Source organism: Ectothiorhodospiraceae bacterium 2226, assembly GCA_013348725.1.
Taxonomy (GTDB): Bacteria; Pseudomonadota; Gammaproteobacteria.
This window is the reverse complement of sequence record CP054689.1, coordinates 2,306,154-2,322,100: the sequence shown is the minus strand read 5'-3', so window position 1 is coordinate 2,322,100 and position 15,947 is coordinate 2,306,154. Positions and strand designations below refer to the sequence as shown.

Genomic DNA, 15,947 nt, shown 5'->3' with positions numbered 1-15,947 from the left:
GCGCCGGCTTTTTCGTGCGCGGCCGCCCGCACGCGCGCCTACAACAGCACCAGATTGTCGCGGTGGATGAGCTCCGGCTCGTTCAGGTAGCCGAGGATGCCTTCGATCTCGCTGCTGGGGCGGCCCATGATGCGCCGCGCCTCCTCGGCGCCATAGTTGACCAGCCCACGGGCGATCTCGTCGCCCGCCTCGCTCACGCAGGCCACCACCTCACCACGCGAAAACCCGCCCTCCACGGCCTTGACGCCCACCGGCAGCAGGCTCTTGCCCGATGCGCGCAGCACGCGCACCGCCCCCGCGTCGAGCACCAAGCGCCCGCGCATCTGCAAATGGCCCGCGAGCCACTGCTTGCGCGCGGTCTGCGTGGCTTGGCCGGGCAGCAGCAGCGTACCGAGCGCCTCACCCTCGGCGAGCCGTTCGAGCACGCGCGGCTCGCGTCCGCTCGCAATCACCGTGGCCGCGCCCGAGCGCGCCGCCACGCGCGCCGCGCGCAACTTGGTGAGCATACCGCCGCGGCCCAGCACGCCCGGTCGTCCGCCGGCCATGGCATCGAGCGCCCGATCGTCCGCCGGGGCCTCGGGCACCAGCTGCGCGTCGGCATGGGCCCGCGGATCCTTGTCGAACAGCCCTTGCTGGTCGGTGAGGATCACGAATGCATGGGCCTCGATGAGATTGGCCACCAAGGCCCCGAGGGTGTCGTTGTCGCCGAAGCGGATCTCGTCGGTGACCACGGTGTCGTTCTCGTTCACCACGGGGACCACGCCGTGCTTGAGCAGCGTACGCAGCGTGGTCCGCGCATTGAGGTAGCGCCCGCGGTTGGACAGGTCATCGTGGGTGAGCAACACCTGCGCGGTCTGCAGCCCGAACTGCGCGAAGCGCGACTCGTAGGCCTGCACCAGCCCCATCTGTCCCACCGCTGCCGCCGCCTGCAGTTCGTTGAGGGCGCGCGGGCGCGCGGTCCAGCCGAGGCGGGCCATGCCTTCGGCCACCGCGCCGGAGGACACCAGCACCAAGTCGATGCCGCGCCGGCGCAGCGCAACCATCTGCTCCACCCAGGCGGCGATACCGGCGGTATTCAGCCCCATGCCGTCGTTAGTGAGCAGCGCGCTGCCGATCTTGACCACCCAGCAGCGCGCCTCGGCAAGACGCGCGCGTGCCGCGCCGCCGCCCGTGCTAGCGGGCGTGCTCATCGCCACCCTCCCACCGCGCCTCCAGCGCGCGCATGATGTCGTACACCAGCTCGCGCGTGCCCTCGCCCGTCGCGGCCGAGATGCGGTACACCGGCCCCGCCCACGCCAGCGCCTGTACCAGCGCGGCGGCGCGGGCCTCGCGCTCGTCCTCCGCCACCAGGTCCATCTTGTTCAGCACCAGCCAGCGCTCGTAGTTCAGCAAGTCGGCGTCGAACTTGCCGAGCTCGCCCTCGATGACCCGCACGCTCTCGGCCGGGTCGCTACCGTCCGGCGGCGCGACATCGACCAGATGCAGCAGCAGACGCGTGCGCGACACATGCTTGAGGAACTGGATACCGAGCCCCGCCCCTTCCGCCGCGCCCTCGATGAGGCCGGGGATGTCGGCGATCACGAAGCCGCGATGGGCCTCCACGCTCACCACACCAAGGTTGGGGTACAGCGTGGTGAAGGGATAATCGGCGACCTTGGGACGTGCCGCGGACACCGCGCGGATAAAGGTGGACTTGCCGGCATTCGGCAGGCCGACCAGCCCCACGTCGGCCAGTACCTTGAGCTCCAGCCGCAGGCGGCGGGCCTCGCCGGGCGTGCCCGGCTTGGACTGGCGCGGGGCGCGGTTGACGCTGCTCTTGTAACGGGTGTTGCCGAGGCCGTGGAAGCCGCCTTGCGCGACCAGCAGGCGCTGCCCCGCCTCGGTGAGGTCGCCCATCTGCTCCCCCGTCTCGGCATCGAACACCATGGTACCGGCCGGCACCTTGACGATAAGGTCCTCGCCCTTGGCGCCGGTGCACTGCCCGCCGCGCCCGGGCTCGCCGTTCTTGGCCTTGTAACTGCGCTGATAGCGGAAATCGATCAGCGTGTTGAGCGCGGCATCGACCTCCAGCCAGACGCTGCCGCCGTCGCCGCCGTCACCGCCGTCGGGGCCGCCGAAGGGAATGTACTTCTCGCGCCGGAAGCTCACGCAGCCGTCGCCGCCCTTGCCGGCCTCGACCTTGATCTCGACCTCGTCGATGAACTTCACGGCGCCGCCTTCTGTGTCTGTCGGATACGAAAAAGCCCCGCAAGCGGGGCTTTCTCACAAGATGACCGGTAGCGCCTAGCCCGCGACGACGCTCACGTACTTGCGCTTCTGCGGCCCCTTGGTCTCGAACACCACCTGCCCGTCCGCCTTGGCGTACAGGGTGTGGTCGACACCGCAGCCGACGTTGACGCCGGCATGGAAGCGCGTACCGCGCTGACGCACCAGGATGTTGCCGGCGCGCACGCTCTCGCCGCCGTAGTGCTTCACGCCCAGGCGCTTGGAAATGGAATCGCGCCCGTTGCGCGTGCTACCGCCTGCCTTTTTATGTGCCATGGCTAGAAATCCTCAGCTCAGCCGACGTTGATGCCGGTGATCTTCAATTCGGTGTAGTCCTGCCGGTGCCCCTGACGCTTACGGTAGTGCTTGCGCCGACGCATCTTGATGATGGTGATCTTATCACCGCGGCCGTGGCCCTCGACGCGCGCCTTCACGGTGCAACCATCCACCAGCGGCGCGCCGACGGTGACCTTGTCCTCGTCGGTAACCAGCAGCACCTGGTCGAGCTCGATCTCGGCGCCCGCCTCAGCGTCCAACTTCTCGACGCGCAGGGTCTGCCCTTCGCTCACCTTATACTGCTTTCCGCCGGTCTTGATTACAGCGTACATGGTCTGAATTCTCCGAAAGTCCCGCGCGACGCGGCGGGAGGCACCACCAAAGGCGGCAATTCTAGCGACACGGCCGCGGCAGGTCAACGTCGGCGGGGCATTTGCTTGACACCTCCAGGGGTGGCCCATAGCATGCACATCCCCCTCAGCCCCGTGTTGGGAAACCATGACGATTCAGGGCCTTTACACCCTCATCCAAGACGATATGCAGTCCGTGGACGCGGTAATCCAGCGCCAGTTGCGCTCCGATATCGCGCTCATCAACCAGATCGGCTATTACATCGTGAACAGCGGCGGCAAGCGCCTGCGCCCCGCGCTGCTGCTGCTCTCCGCGGGGGCCCTGAACTACAACGGCCGTCAACACTGGGAGTTGGCCGCGGTCATCGAGTTCATCCACACCGCCACGCTGCTGCACGACGATGTGGTGGACGCCTCGCAGCTGCGCCGCGGCGAGGAAACGGCCAATGCCCGCTGGGGGAGCGAGGCCAGCGTGCTGGTGGGCGACTTCCTCTACTCGCGCTCCTTCCAGATGATGGTGCAGATCGGCAGCATGCGGGTCATGGAGATCCTCGCCGAGGTCACCAACACCATTGCCGAGGGCGAGGTGCTGCAGCTCCTGAATTGCCACGACGCCGACACCACCGAGGAGCGCTACCTCGAGGTGATCCACCGCAAGACGGCCAAGCTGTTCGAGGCCGCCGGACAGCTCGGCGCCGTGCTCGCGGGCGCCACGCCCGCGCAGGAACAGGATCTGGCCGCGTACGGGCGCCACCTCGGCGCCGCCTTCCAGTTGGTGGACGACGTGCTCGACTACAGCGCCTCACCGGAAGAAATGGGCAAGAACATCGGCGACGATCTCGCCGAGGGCAAGCCGACCCTGCCCCTCATCTATGCCATGCGTCACGGCACCCCTGAGCAAGCCGAGGTCATCCGCCGCGCCATCGAACAGGGCGGACGCGAGGCCATCGCGGATGTCACGCACGCCGTTGAATCCACCGGCGCCATCGCGTACACTGCGCGCTGCGCGCAGGACCAGGCAAACCAAGCCATTGCTTGCCTGGACGACTTACCTGCCTCGCGCTACAAGGACGCGCTGCGCGGACTGGCCGAGTTCGCGGTCAACCGCACCTACTGACGTTGTCCAATTTCCAGTTTTCGGGGTGTAGCTCAGCCTGGTAGAGCACTGCCTTCGGGAGGCAGGGGCCGGAGGTTCAAATCCTCTCACCCCGACCATCGTTCTGTTCCCGAGTTTTTTGCGGTAGCTGGCGTTTCAGCGTCAAACCTTTCCGCCCAGATTCCTTGTGAGGCAGTGCCTGCCGTCCCTGGCGGTACGCAGGTGGCTCTGTTGAGCCCCAGCCGCGCCTTCCATGGTGCGGGCCACGCTGAATGGCATTTTCTTTTTCGGCCTCGACCCCACCATAGAGCTCACCGGGCGTGGACAGTATCTGGAGCGGCGGATGGTGAGCGAGCGGGCAACGCTCGCCCACAACCTGTATGTGGATGCGGGACGGACGGTGATCTGGGGCGATGGCAACGGTGGGACCGGTGCGGCGAGCGGGACCACCGGCGAAGCACCGGTGGACCACCCATCTACGGCCACCTGCCGCGTCAGCCGCCGGCGGTGCCGGGCAGCTACAGCGGCACGATCGTGGTGACTGCGACCTCCTGAAAGGAGCCGAGCGGGCGCTCAGTTACCCAGCGTGTCGAAAAAGAAGCCGGAGACCAGCCGCTCGACCGGCACGAAATCGTCCGTGAGAACCGGCAGCTGCTCGCGTGGCAGGCCGACCTGGAACAGCGGCTCGTTGACCCGCAACCAGCCGCGCTGGCCGCCGCCCTGGCGCGCGGGCCGGATGAACTCCGGCGGTGCATGGGCATCGCTGGCGGAGATCACGTAGGTCATGCGGGTCGGTTCCGAAGGCGCGAACTCCATCCACACCGCCACGTGCGCGAAGTCGCGCTCGAGGGTGTTGACCATGGTCTTGACGAGCTCGGCGTTGGGAAAGGCATCCAGCACGTTGAGGATGTAGATGCCGTGCTCGGTCAGCCGCGACTTGACCAACTGGTTGTACTCACGCGTGACCAGGTGATAGGGAATGGAGATGTCGTGAAAGGCATCGCCGAACACCACGTCGTAGCGGGTGTCGTTGCGCCCGAGGGCCATGCGCGCGTCCTCGTGCAGGATGCGCATGTCGGCGGTGTCCACGAACAGCTTTTCGGCCGCCACGCGCGTCACCAGCGGGTCGATCTCCGCCACCGTAATGCCCGCCTGGGGGCGCAGGTGGCGAATACCGCGCGGCAGGGTGTAGGCGCCGCCGCCGGCGAAGAAGTAGTTGAGGTCGCCGGCGCGCTCACGGCCGAAGTGGTGCAGCACCAGCTCGTCCATCAGGTGCACATAGGGGGCCACGAACAACGCCGGGTGCTGGGAGCTGTTGGCGCCGTGCTTGAGGTAGTCGAGCACCAAGGCGCGGGTGGGGCCGAAGGCACTGGGCTCGTCGACCACGCGGATGCAGAAGTAGCTGCTCTCACGCTCGCACGGGTCGATCAGGGCGCCGCGCGCATAGCCCACGGAGGCGATCAGCACCAACCCGGCGACCAGGGCGGCGGGCACCGCGCGGCGCGCGCGCAACAGGAACGGCGCCGCGAGCACCAGGAGCCCGATACCGGTGCCGACGATCACGTTGCGCGTGCCGACGTATTGGATGAGCACGAAGCCGGTGATGAAGGTGCCGAGGATGGCGCCCAGCGCCGCCAGGGCATGCATGCGCCCCACCACGTGGCCGGCGCGCGCATCCAGGCGCAGCGCGATGGTGGTCAGCAGCGGCGTGATCACGCCGAGCAGCACCCCGGGGATGAAGAACAGGGCCAGCACGTAAAAGAAACTGGCGCTCAGCAGCCCCAGTCCGCGCGTCTCGATCATGGGCGCGACCAGCGTCAGCAGCGGCAGGATCGCCAGACTGAACAGGCCGGCCAGACCGAGGGTGAGGCCGACCGCCTGTTCGTCACCGCCCCGGTCCGCCCATAGACCGCCGAGCCAATTGCCCAGCGACAGGCCGGCGAGAATCACGCCGATGATGGACGTCCAGGTGTACAGGGAGACGCCGACATAGGGCGCGAGTAGACGCCCGGCGACGATCTCCAGCACCAGAAGGAAGGCGGAACTGACGAAGACCACTGCTCCGTACCACATCAATCGCGCGCGGTTTGCGCGGCTTGCTACGTCGGTCATGCTGTTTGCGCTGCCTCATGCAGACCGCGACCCGAGGCGCCGCGGTGCGGGATGTTCGGCCCGGAATCGGGCATGGCCGCAGCCTATCATGATCGTAGAGGCCAATGAACCGTCGGCCGCGCGTCAGGGGGTGGACTGGTTGTTCTCGAAGCGGCGGCTGAAGAAACGGAAGCTCTGCTTGCCGCCGTGCTTCACCTCGTACATGGCGGCGTCGGCGCTGCGCAGCAGACCGTCCCGATCCTGGGCATCGAGCGGATAGAGCGCGATACCCACGCTGACGCGAATCAGGCATTGGTGCTCTTTGAGCGGCAGCGGCCGTGACAACTCACTCATGATCTTCTCGGCCACCACGGTCGCGTCGGCGACCGATTCCAGACCCCGCAACAACAGCGTGAATTCGTCTCCGCCGATGCGGGCGACCGTGTCCTCGGCGCGCACCACCCCCTCCAGGTGACGCGCGACCTGGCGCAGCAGCAAGTCACCGTACTCGTGCCCCAGGGTGTCGTTTATGCCCTTGAAGTCGTCCAGGTCCACGTAGAACACGGCGAGCTTCTCGCGGGCGCGCTGCGCGTGCGCCAGCGCCTGATCGAGCCGGTCGATGAACAGGGCGCGGTTCGGCAGGCCCGTCAGCACGTCGTAGTGCGCGAGGTGCTGGAGGCGCTCCTCGAAGGCCTTGCGCTCGGTGACGTCCTCCATGAGGCCCGCCACGCGCACCAGGCGGCCGCTGTCGTCGCGTACGGGAAAGCCGCGCGCCTGCACCCAACGCAGCGTGCCGTCCGGGCGTACGACACGAAACTCCATGATGACCTGCGGCTGCTCGCGCAGCACCGACGCCAAGGCGCGAATGGTGGCGAATACGTGGGAGCGGTCCTCGGGGTGCACGCCGTGGATCCAGTCGCCGGGCCGGGTGCGCAGGCGCTCGCGCGACCGCCCCCAGATTTCCTCGTAGGCCGGACTGACATACACCAGGCGCGGGCGGGCCAGGTCGCTGATCCAGAACACCTCGCGGATGTTTTCGGCCAGCTGGCGGAACTGCTCGTCGCTGCGCCGCAAGGCCTGCTCCACGTGATAGCGGCGCGTGATGTCGATGCCGGTGGCGACCAGAAACTCGGCCTCGCCATGCGCGCCGCACAAGCGCCGAAACGTCCAGTCGACCATGCGCTGACGTTTGCCGCGGCCTACCCACAACTCCATGCGCCGGGCGCCGGGCGAGGTGCTGATGTGGTGCATGAGGTTCTTCGCCGCGGCGGCCTGCGAACGCTCGCTGAGCACCTCCCACACCGGCCGTCCGCGTAGCGCCGCGCTCGATTGGCGCACCAGGCGTTCGCAGCTGCGGTTGCACTCGGCGATGCGCCCGTCGGGCGACAGCACCAACACGAAGGCATCGGCGGTATCGAACACCGCATTGCGAAAGTCGCGCTCGCGACTGAGCGTCTGCTCGATGCGCCGCCGATCCACCACCTCGTCCTGCAATGCGCCGAGCAGGCGCTCCACGCGCCGGCTGTAGCGACCGTGGGCGCGCAGGTACCCGGCCAGCAACAGGCTGAACAGCATCACCGTGGCGGCCGCGGCCCAGGCGCGCCGCGGCCGGTGAGCGTGCCGCCCGTAGAAGGCGGGACTCGGGGTCGCCACTGCCTCCCAGGCGCGCCCGCCCACCACGAACATGCGCCGCGCCGCCCACGGATAGGGTGCCGCCTCGGTACGGGCGGCGACACCGTCACTGTAAGCGTAGAGAAAGCGCTCGCCGGCGCTCCCCGACTCGTCATACAGGAGAATATCCACGCCGCGCGGCTCCAGGTGGCGCAGCGCCTGTTCCACCAGGTGCCCGACGTGCAAGACCCCCACTACGAAACCTTCCAGCGACGCGTGCCGTTCCCCTTCGGTGGCGTCGCGTGCAAACACCGGATGCACGCCGAGCACCGCATGGACACCTTCGTCAGGCCCGTTCGTGTACGGCAGGCGGCCGCTGAGTGCAAGCCGCTCGGTGTCGCGTGCCCGCTGCAGGGCCTCGTGCGCCGTGCCGCTCACCGCCAGGTCCCGCCCCAGCCATTCGTCCAGGGCGGGCGCCAACGTGATCAGCGGAAACGCAAAGGGCAACGGCGGCTCGTAGAGGTTGAGCGGGTCGTCTATCCAGGCCTGCTCGATGTGGAAGCCGGGCAGCCGGCGCCGCAGCTGCGCTTCCAAGCCGGCGAGATCGGTCGGCTCCACAGCGGGCGCCCAGCCGACCGCCTGCACGGCGAAGAAGCGCTGCCCGAATACATTGAGGAAATCGACAAAGTCACGCTCATCCGGCAGCGAGTGCGCCATGCGAAACGCCGCCGTGGCACGGATAACCTCGAGCTCGTGGTCGAGTTCGCGTTGCAGGGCCGTGATACGATCGTGGGCGATGAGCTCGAACTCCAGATGAAGTTCGCGCTGTTCGTGATTGGAAATCAAGACATAGGCGACGGCCGCCAGCACCACACCGCCCGCCAAAGCAATGTAGGTCGGAAGATACCAGTGGCGCCCTCCCCCACCGGCTTGCGCTGGTCGCTGTTCGGTCATGCGCTCCCTGCGCCTCGAGGATCCTTTTTATAATGTCCTCATGAGTTTATCCCGGATGGACGGCCGCAGACCAGCCCCCCATATGCCTAGGATGACCGACTATCAGTGCGGTGAATAACCCAGCCAGCCGCCGCCGTAGCCCAGCGACCACCACAACACCAGGGCCAGCACCAACACCAGGCCTGCCGGTGTGCGCCAACGGCTGAGCCGACGCTCCACCAGGGCGATGTTGCCCAGCACCAATGCGCGCGTCCGTCGCTCAAGCAAGAGACCGAAGGCCTGCACGCGTCGGCGGGGCACGTCCAAGGAAACGGACGCCAATGGCCTGAGTAGCGCTTCGGCCGGACGTAGCAGATCCCCCGGCGGCACACCCGGCCATCGAATCCCCCCACCAAACCGCCAGCCGAAAGCCGCCACGACAATGCCGGCCAACACCGGCCAAAGGGCGTCCCACCCGGCGCCGAGGGGGCCGGGCGCGGCGAGCGGCGCCCGACCGTAGACCGCCACGACCCACGCCACGCCCGCCATGAGCGCGAGCGTCCCCAACCACGGCACCCACACCCCGGGCGCGGCCGCCTGCCCGTGCGGCTTGTGCAGCACCAACCACAAGAAGCGCGCCATCAACAAGGTGGTCCCCATTGCCGCCAGCGCCAGGACGGCGTCCAGATGGTTGTCGGCCACGGCCGCTTTGAGCAGCGCCTTGGCCAGAGCGCCACTGGTGAGCGGCGCGCCCGCCAGCGCGAGCCCCGCCAGCGCGACGCCGGCGACGACCGCCACGCGCGCGAGACGCGCGCGCGGCAGCGGGGAGATCACGCTCACCCCCATGAACAAGGCACCCTTGGCGAAGCCGTGGTGCAGCGCGTAGATGAGGATCGCCCACAGGATGATCTCGGCCTGCGCCGGGTGCAACAGCGCCAGCCCCACGCCCACGGTGACGAACCCCATTTGGCTGATGCTCGAGTAGGCCAACACCACCTTCAGTTCCCGCTGCGCCAGGCCGACCGCCACGCCGTAGAACGCGGCCAACAGACCGAAGGCGACGAAGGCCGCGCCCCAGCCCGGCAGTGCGGTCTCTCCGATCGGCAGAAAACGCAGCCAGCCCAGCAGGCCGGCCTTGATGATGGTTCCGCTCAGCACCGCGCTGGCCGGCGCCGGGGCCGCCGGATGGGCGAGCGGCAGCCACACGTGCAGCGGTATCACGCCGACCTTGATACCGAAACCGACCGCGATGAGGGCCACGATGAGGTCGCGCTCGGGGGCGGTGGCAACCGCCGCCCGCAGGGCCGCAAAGCCGGCCTCGCCCGCCGCCGCGACCGCCATCAACACCCCCGCGAGCAGGACGGCCTCGCCCAGCAGAGCGAGAATGAGATAGATGCGCCCCGCCTCGCGCGCCTGCGCATCGCCGCGGTGCAGGATCAGTCCGTAGGCCGCGAAGCTCATCAGGGTGAAGAAGGCGTAAAAACTCACCGCGTCCTGCGCCATGATGAGCCCCGCGCTGCCAACGAAGCTGAGCAGAAAAAAGGCAAAGAAGCGTGGCGCGGCCGGGTCGCGAGCCAGCGTCGCCTGGGCCTGCAGACCCGCGAGCCACCACAGCAGCGCCACCAGCAGCAGCAGGATCTCGCCGCTGAGATCGACCCCCAGCACCACGCCGAACAACACATCGTCGAGGTACAGGGGCGGCGGGGCATACAGCGCCAAGCCGAACACCGGCGGGATGGTCCACGGCGCCATGGCGAGCACGACCGGGCGCAGCGGCGCCACCACCAGCAGCGCCGCCACTGCGGTCGGCAACAGCAGCGCCAGCAGCCACAACGCGCTCATCGCGCTTGCCCCCTCATGGCGCGTACTGCTCCCGCGTGGCGAGCGCCGTCCACGCCAAGGGGCTCCAGGCCGCCGCGGCAAACAGCCCGATCAAAAGGCTGATGGCGGCCGTAATCACCGGCGGCCACAACAGGGCCCGCCCGGTCTCCGGGCGTGGGCGCGGATCAGCCCAGCCGGCCGTGGTCGGCAGAAACCACGCCCGGTAGAGCAGCGGGAGGAAGTAGGCGGCGTTCAGCAGCGTCGAGCCTGCCAGCACGGCGATCCACAGCCCCTGCCCGCTCTCCAGGGCGCCGAGGCCGAGATACCACTTGCTCACGAAACCCGCTATCGGCGGCATACCCATCATGCCGAGGGCGCCGACGGTGAAGGCCGCAGTGGTCCACGGCATGCGCCGCCCCACCCCGTTGAGCTCGCTGACACGATGGATATGCAGCGTCTCGGCGTAATTGCCCGCGCAGAAGAACAGGGTGATTTTCATGACGCCCTGGTGCACCAAATGCACCACCCCGCCGAGGGTGGCAAGCGGCCCCACGATGGCCACACCGAGCACGATGTAGGACAACTGGCTGACGGTGGAGAAGGCAAGCCGCCGCTTGAGGTCTTCCTGCATGAGCGCCCGCAGCGAGGCGTAGATGATGGTGAAGGCCGCCAGGCTCGCGAGCGGCCACATCAGGCCGAGGTCGCGCGCGAACTCCACGCCGTAGATCTCGTACACCACCCGCACGATGCCGAAGGCACCCGCCTTGACCACCGCCACCGCGTGCAGCAGGGCACTCACCGGCGCCGGCGCGACCATCGCCACCGGCAACCAGCCATGCAGCGGGAACAGGGCGCACTTGACCCCCAGCCCGCCGATCAACAGCACGAACAGCGCGACGAGAATGCCATGGGACAGGCCGGCATCGGCCAGCACGCCGCCCGCGGCAAATTCCACCGGACCGGCCAGCGCGTATAGCCACACCAGCCCGACCAGCAGCACCACGCCGCCGCTGAGCGTATAGGCGAGGTACACCCGCCCGGCGCGCAGTGCCGCCTCGGTGCCGCGGTGGACCACCAGCGGATAGGTGACCAAGGTGAGTATCTCGTAGAACACGAAGAAGGTGAACGGATTGCCCGCCATGGCGATGCCGACGGTGGCCGACACGCACAGCGAAAAGAACCCGAAGAAGCGGCTGCGGTTGCCCGAGCCTTCGTGCTCCAGATAGGCGATGGCATAAACGGTGGTCAGCAGCCACAGGCCGGCCGACAGGGTGACGAACAGCAGGGCCAGCGGATCGGCGCGCAGCACCAGGTCAAGCCCCGGCAACAGCGGGTAGCGCAACTCGTACTCTACGCCGTGGTACACGCCCCAGAGCATGAAGCCGATCAGCACGAGCTTGCTCAGCGCGCCGGTGAGGTTGATGACGGTGCGCAGGCCGCGGCGCCCTTCCGGCAGGGTGAAGATGATCAGCCCCGCCAACAGCGAACTCAGTACCACCAGCAAGGGCAGCGCCGAGCCGATCATGGTGCCACCTCGGTAAACGGGGCGGCCTCTTCCAGCAACTCCAATGGCAGCACCGCGTAAAAGCCCAGCGCGGCGGCCACCGCCGCCAGCACCAGCGGCGCCCACTCCAGGCGCCTCGGCAGCCGCCGCACCGCCAGGGTGCCGGCCGCCGTCGAGGGCACGATGCGCGAGGCGCTGCGCAGCACGCGGAACACGTAGGCCGCCGCGAGCAGCCCGCCCAGCACGATCGCGCCGACGTAGAACCACATCTGTGCCTCGACCGCGGCGCTCAACAGCAGCCACTTCGCGACGAAGCCGCCGCTCGGCGGCAGCCCCATCAGGGTCACGCCCGAGAGGCCGAACGCGAACAGCGTCACCGGCATGATGTGCGCGCTGCCGGACAAGCCGTCGATGCGATCATGCCCGTAGGCCAGCAGCAGGTTGCTGGCGGCCATGAACATGGCGGCCTTGGCCCCGGCATGGGCCAGCATGTAGAGCACCACACCGCTCCAGGCACTGGCCCCCTGCACCGTGAACGACAAGGGAAACAACAGGAACAGGTAGCCCATCTGTGCGACGGTCGAATAGGCCACCAGCAACTTGAGCCGGCGCTGGCGCAGTGCGTGCAACGAACCCCATATGATCGCCGCCACACCGAACGCGCCGAGCACGTGCCCGGCACGCGGATCGAAGGTGTCGGGGAACAACATGATCCAAAACCGCAGCAACAGGTAGAAGCCCGCCTTCACCACCAGCCCGGACAACAGCGCGCTGACCGGCCCCGGCGCATTGGCGTGCGCCGGCGGTAGCCAGAAGTGCAAGGGGAACAGCGCGATCTTGAGCCACATGCCGACGGTGATGAGGGCGAAGGCCACCCAAGCGACCGGCTCGTTCTGCAGGCGCGCGCCGACAGTGGCGATGTCGAGCGCACCGTAGGCGGCATACAACAGCGCCACCGCCATCAGGTACAGCAGCGAACCCAGCAGGGTGACCAGCAGATACCGCATGGAGGCGACCAGCGCCGGTCCCTTGCCGCTCAGCGCCGCGAGCGCCACCGACGCGAGCCCCACGAGCTCCAGTGTGACGTAGAGATTGAACAGGTCGGCCGAGACGAACAGGGCATTGAGCGCGCCGCTCAGGAACAGCCACAACGGCCAGAAGTAGCGGCCGGCCCGGTCGTCCGCGAAATAGGCGGTGGCATACAGGCCGATGAACCAGTTCACCACGCCCGTCATCAACAATGCCAGCGCGGCGAGCCCGTCGACGTAGAGGTCGATACCGAGCGGCGCACCCCAGCCCCCCAGCGGATAACGCAGCGCCCCCTCCAGCGCCACGTGCCGCGCCAAGCCCGCGGCACTGCCCAGCGCGAGCGTGGACACCGCGAGGGCGAAGTACGGCATGGCGCGGCCCACCACAAAGGCGAGCGCCGCACCCGCGAGGGGCAGCGCCAAGGAGCCTGCGAGAAAGAGCGCCGCCGACACGCGCTTAGTAGTCGCGGGCAGCGCGGTGGGGCGGCGGCGGCGTGTCGTGCTCGCCGGGCAGCGTGGTTCGGCCGGTGACGTCGCGGATACGCCGCGTCAGGGCCAGCGCGTAGGCCGCGGTGCAGACGGCCACCACGATGCCGGTCAGTACCATGGCTTGCGGGACCGGGTCCGGCGCCACCCCCGGCACCCGTGCGCCGGCGCCGATGAACACCATAAAGGTGCCGCTGGCCATCACGTTCAAGCCCAGCACCTTGTGCAACAGGTGCGCCTTGGCGAGCAAGCCGTGCAGCCCAAGGCTGAACAGCGCCACCCCCACCAGCATGAACCACACCCCCTGCGTCACGGCGCCTCCTGTTGTCGACCCTGCACGGGCAGCGGGCGTGCGGCGTGGGGCTCGGCCGCGAAGAACAGCGCACCCAGCGTGACGGCGATGGATACGGTCAGCGCGAGTTCCACGCCCAGGATAAACGCGCCGACCTGCCCCGCCGGATACTCGAGGAAATGGCCGCCGAACAGACCCGCCAATCCGGCCGACAGAAACACCAGCAGGCCGAACACCTGGAGCACCCGCAGCGGGAAGGCATGACCCCGGTGCGGCGCGAGCAGGCCGGACAGCAGCAGCACGATGCCGGCGGCACCGATCAGCGTCCCGGCTTGGAAGGCCCCGCCTGGCTGGTTGGTTCCGGCCCAGACCAGATAAATCCCGGTCAGCACCAGCAGCGGCACCAGAAAGCGGGCGAGCACGGTGAACATGCCGCCCATGCGGACCGCACCCGGAAACGCGCTCACCGGCCGGCCGCCAAGCGCCCAGGTGGCGGTGAGCGCGAGCAGCAGCACCCCGATCTCAAGCAGCGTGTCCCAAGAGCGGAAATTGAGCAGCACCGCGGTGACCGGATTGGCGGCGCCGGCCTCGGCTATGCGCTGGTCCACTGCCGGCGCGAGCCCGCGGAAGTCCTCCGCCATGCTCCATACCGCCGTGGCGAGGATGGCGGCCACGCCCGCCACCAGCAATCCCCGCGTCCAACGCCCCGCCCAACCCAGCCGTACGCGGGGCCGCGCATCGAAGGTCGCATAGGCACTGTGGCCGGTAGTGGCCAGCGTAATCAGCAGCAGCACGCCCGTCAGGCCGGCGCCGATGGCCGCCTCGGCGAGGGCCAGATCCGGGCTGCCGAGACGCGCCCACGCCAGCGCCACCATCAGGCCGAATACGATGAACAACACCACCGCCTTGAACAGGTCGTCGCTACGCAGCAGGCGCCACGCGAGCCAGATCAACATAAGCCCAAGCACGGCGTCGAACACCGCGGCCACGATGCTCATCGACGCCTCCAGGCGGCTACGCCCTCACGCAAGGCGGCGCGCGCGATGAGGTGGCAGGCGGTCGCGCTAGCGAACAGTACCAGCAGCCAGATGGTCAGCAGCTTGACCACCTGGGCGGCGCCTTCCGCCTGCAGCATCAGACCGACGATCATCAGCCCAAGTCCGACGTTGTCGGCCTTGGTGATGGCGTGCAGGCGCGTGTAGACATCGGGGAAACGCAGCAGTCCCACAGTGCCTGCGGCAAAGAACAGCGCGCCGGTCACCACCAGCAACAGCGACAGGAGGTCGAGGATCATTCCCGCTCCTCGCCGCGCAGGTTGCGCGCGCGCTCGTCGGGATAATGACCACCCCACTGATGGACGAAGGCCGCCACCACCAGGGCCGCCAGCAGCGCGAACACCAGTGCGACGTCGAGCAGCGCGGGTTGGTCCACCGCGAAGGCAAGCAGCACCAGCACGCCCACGCCGGTGGTGCCGAACAGCTGCGCCGCCATCATGCGGTCGGCGGGGGTGGGCCCGCGCATGACCCGCACCAGACCGGCCGCCACGTTCAGGAGCAGAAACACCGTCACCGCCAGCAGTACGAGATTCAACGGCTCGCTCCCGCGTTGCCGGAGGCAGCCGGGAAGCTCTCGCCGAACACCGCGCCGACGCGCCGCTCCAGCGCCGCTAGATAGTCCGGGTAGTGCGGTCCGGCCACCAGCACATGCAGACGCAGGCGATCGTCCTCGATTTCCGCGCTGAGGGTGCCCGGCGTCAGGCTGAGCGTGTTGAGAAACAGCGCCCGCGGCAACGCGGCCCGCAGCCGCAACTCATAGTCCACGAACGCGGGGTCCAGCGGCATGCGCGGCTGCAGCGCCCGCCGCGCGACATCCACTGCACCGATCAAAGACTGCCCCGCGAAGTACACCACAAACCGCCCAAGGTTGATCGGCCGCCACCACAGATCGCCGGGCGCAAGCGTGAGCAGGCTAAGCCCCGCCACCGTCACGACCGCCACCACACCGAGCCACCACGCATAGGTCGAGCCGTCGGTCAGTGCCCACCAGAAACCGCCCAGCAACAGGGTGCGCCACACGAAGGCGATCGGATAGCTGGCCGCAAGCATGTCTTTATCGGATACCACGAGCATCCTCCCGCCCCGTGAAGCTACCCACAAGCTTGTCAGTGCCTTAGCGTCAGTTCAAGGCGCCCGGT

At 68.3% G+C, this 15,947-nt stretch carries 16 protein-coding genes and 1 tRNA gene; 3 read left to right on the top strand and 14 right to left on the bottom strand.

Annotation, left to right across the window (positions count from 1 at the left end):
- Positions 1-38 precede the first annotated feature (38 nt).
- From HUS23_11240 to rplU, 4 genes are all read right to left on the bottom strand, one after another.
- A complete protein-coding gene (locus HUS23_11240; protein QKT04341.1) occupies positions 39-1,190 on the bottom strand; it encodes a glutamate 5-kinase in 1,152 nt (383 codons plus the stop codon).
- Entirely contained in the window at positions 1,174-2,208 is a 1,035-nt protein-coding gene (obgE, locus tag HUS23_11235) for a GTPase ObgE (GenBank protein ID QKT04340.1), read from the bottom strand. Before obgE ends, HUS23_11240 begins: the two co-directional genes overlap by 17 nt.
- A 75-nt stretch (positions 2,209-2,283) precedes the next feature.
- A complete protein-coding gene (gene rpmA / locus HUS23_11230; protein ID QKT04339.1) occupies positions 2,284-2,541 on the bottom strand; it encodes a 50S ribosomal protein L27 in 258 nt (85 codons plus the stop codon).
- Positions 2,542-2,558: 17 nt separating this feature from the next.
- The gene (gene rplU, locus HUS23_11225) at positions 2,559-2,873 is read right to left on the bottom strand and encodes a 50S ribosomal protein L21 (protein QKT04338.1); all 315 of its coding nucleotides are present in this window, start codon (positions 2,871-2,873) and stop codon (positions 2,559-2,561) included.
- A gap of 166 nt (positions 2,874-3,039) precedes the next feature.
- Here rplU and ispB point away from each other — a divergent pair, with 166 nt between their 5' ends.
- The 3 genes from ispB to HUS23_11210 all read left to right on the top strand — a co-directional run bounded on the left by ispB (position 3,040) and on the right by HUS23_11210 (position 4,528).
- Positions 3,040-4,008 (top strand): octaprenyl diphosphate synthase, encoded by a 969-nt coding sequence (gene ispB, locus HUS23_11220; protein ID QKT04337.1) that lies wholly within the window; start codon positions 3,040-3,042, stop codon positions 4,006-4,008.
- Positions 4,009-4,029: 21 nt separating this feature from the next.
- Positions 4,030-4,106, top strand: a tRNA-Pro gene (locus HUS23_11215).
- 134 nt (positions 4,107-4,240) lie between these two features.
- Positions 4,241-4,528 (top strand): spore coat protein U domain-containing protein, encoded by a 288-nt coding sequence (locus HUS23_11210; protein QKT04336.1) that lies wholly within the window; start codon positions 4,241-4,243, stop codon positions 4,526-4,528.
- Positions 4,529-4,560: 32 nt separating this feature from the next.
- Here HUS23_11210 and HUS23_11205 read toward each other — a convergent pair whose 3' ends face one another.
- From HUS23_11205 to HUS23_11160, 10 genes are all read right to left on the bottom strand, one after another.
- Positions 4,561-6,060: a fused MFS/spermidine synthase gene (locus HUS23_11205; GenBank protein QKT04335.1), complete on the bottom strand. Its 1,500-nt coding sequence runs from the start codon at positions 6,058-6,060 to the stop codon at positions 4,561-4,563.
- Between the two features lie 162 nt (positions 6,061-6,222).
- A complete protein-coding gene (locus HUS23_11200) occupies positions 6,223-8,643 on the bottom strand; it encodes a diguanylate cyclase (protein ID QKT04334.1) in 2,421 nt (806 codons plus the stop codon).
- Positions 8,644-8,745: 102 nt separating this feature from the next.
- A complete protein-coding gene (locus tag HUS23_11195) occupies positions 8,746-10,464 on the bottom strand; it encodes an NADH/ubiquinone/plastoquinone (complex I) (protein QKT04333.1) in 1,719 nt (572 codons plus the stop codon).
- A gap of 13 nt (positions 10,465-10,477) precedes the next feature.
- Positions 10,478-11,968, bottom strand: coding sequence for a monovalent cation/H+ antiporter subunit D family protein (locus HUS23_11190; GenBank protein QKT04332.1), 1,491 nt, complete (start codon positions 11,966-11,968; stop codon positions 10,478-10,480).
- A complete protein-coding gene (locus tag HUS23_11185; protein QKT05056.1) occupies positions 11,965-13,347 on the bottom strand; it encodes an oxidoreductase in 1,383 nt (460 codons plus the stop codon). Before HUS23_11185 ends, HUS23_11190 begins: the two co-directional genes overlap by 4 nt.
- 85 nt (positions 13,348-13,432) lie before the next feature.
- Positions 13,433-13,753 carry a cation:proton antiporter subunit C gene (locus HUS23_11180; GenBank protein ID QKT05055.1) on the bottom strand — a complete coding sequence of 107 codons (321 nt, stop codon included), beginning with the start codon at positions 13,751-13,753 and terminating at the stop codon, positions 13,433-13,435.
- A 17-nt stretch (positions 13,754-13,770) separates the two neighbouring features.
- Positions 13,771-14,751 carry a DUF4040 domain-containing protein gene (locus tag HUS23_11175; GenBank protein QKT04331.1) on the bottom strand — a complete coding sequence of 327 codons (981 nt, stop codon included), beginning with the start codon at positions 14,749-14,751 and terminating at the stop codon, positions 13,771-13,773.
- Positions 14,748-15,047 carry a monovalent cation/H(+) antiporter subunit G gene (locus tag HUS23_11170; protein QKT04330.1) on the bottom strand — a complete coding sequence of 100 codons (300 nt, stop codon included), beginning with the start codon at positions 15,045-15,047 and terminating at the stop codon, positions 14,748-14,750. The genes HUS23_11175 and HUS23_11170 overlap by 4 nt, the downstream gene beginning before the upstream one ends.
- On the bottom strand, positions 15,044-15,343 hold the full coding sequence (locus HUS23_11165) for a multiple resistance and pH regulation protein F (GenBank protein ID QKT04329.1): 300 nt from the start codon (positions 15,341-15,343) through the stop codon (positions 15,044-15,046). Before HUS23_11165 ends, HUS23_11170 begins: the two co-directional genes overlap by 4 nt.
- Positions 15,340-15,882 (bottom strand): Na+/H+ antiporter subunit E, encoded by a 543-nt coding sequence (locus tag HUS23_11160; protein QKT04328.1) that lies wholly within the window; start codon positions 15,880-15,882, stop codon positions 15,340-15,342. The genes HUS23_11165 and HUS23_11160 overlap by 4 nt, the downstream gene beginning before the upstream one ends.
- Positions 15,883-15,947 lie beyond the last annotated feature (65 nt).

Bases quoted from the DNA above. Each gene is read 5' to 3' on its own strand.
- HUS23_11240 (QKT04341.1), bottom strand. From the start codon at position 1,190: ATGAGCACGCCCGCTAGCACGGGCGGCGGCGCGGCACGCGCGCGTCTT.
- rpmA (QKT04339.1), bottom strand. From the start codon at position 2,541: ATGGCACATAAAAAGGCAGGCGGTAGCACGCGCAACGGGCGCGATTCC.
- rplU (QKT04338.1), bottom strand. From the start codon at position 2,873: ATGTACGCTGTAATCAAGACCGGCGGAAAGCAGTATAAGGTGAGCGAA.
- ispB (QKT04337.1), top strand. From the start codon at position 3,040: ATGACGATTCAGGGCCTTTACACCCTCATCCAAGACGATATGCAGTCC.
- HUS23_11210 (QKT04336.1), top strand. From the start codon at position 4,241: ATGGTGCGGGCCACGCTGAATGGCATTTTCTTTTTCGGCCTCGACCCC.
- HUS23_11205 (QKT04335.1), bottom strand. From the start codon at position 6,060: ATGTGGTACGGAGCAGTGGTCTTCGTCAGTTCCGCCTTCCTTCTGGTG.
- HUS23_11200 (QKT04334.1), bottom strand. From the start codon at position 8,643: ATGACCGAACAGCGACCAGCGCAAGCCGGTGGGGGAGGGCGCCACTGG.
- HUS23_11195 (QKT04333.1), bottom strand. From the start codon at position 10,464: ATGAGCGCGTTGTGGCTGCTGGCGCTGCTGTTGCCGACCGCAGTGGCG.
- HUS23_11190 (QKT04332.1), bottom strand. From the start codon at position 11,968: ATGATCGGCTCGGCGCTGCCCTTGCTGGTGGTACTGAGTTCGCTGTTG.
- HUS23_11185 (QKT05056.1), bottom strand. From the start codon at position 13,347: ATGCCGTACTTCGCCCTCGCGGTGTCCACGCTCGCGCTGGGCAGTGCC.
- HUS23_11180 (QKT05055.1), bottom strand. From the start codon at position 13,753: ATGCTGGTGGGGGTGGCGCTGTTCAGCCTTGGGCTGCACGGCTTGCTC.
- HUS23_11175 (QKT04331.1), bottom strand. From the start codon at position 14,751: ATGAGCATCGTGGCCGCGGTGTTCGACGCCGTGCTTGGGCTTATGTTG.
- HUS23_11170 (QKT04330.1), bottom strand. From the start codon at position 15,047: ATGATCCTCGACCTCCTGTCGCTGTTGCTGGTGGTGACCGGCGCGCTG.
- HUS23_11160 (QKT04328.1), bottom strand. From the start codon at position 15,882: ATGCTCGTGGTATCCGATAAAGACATGCTTGCGGCCAGCTATCCGATC.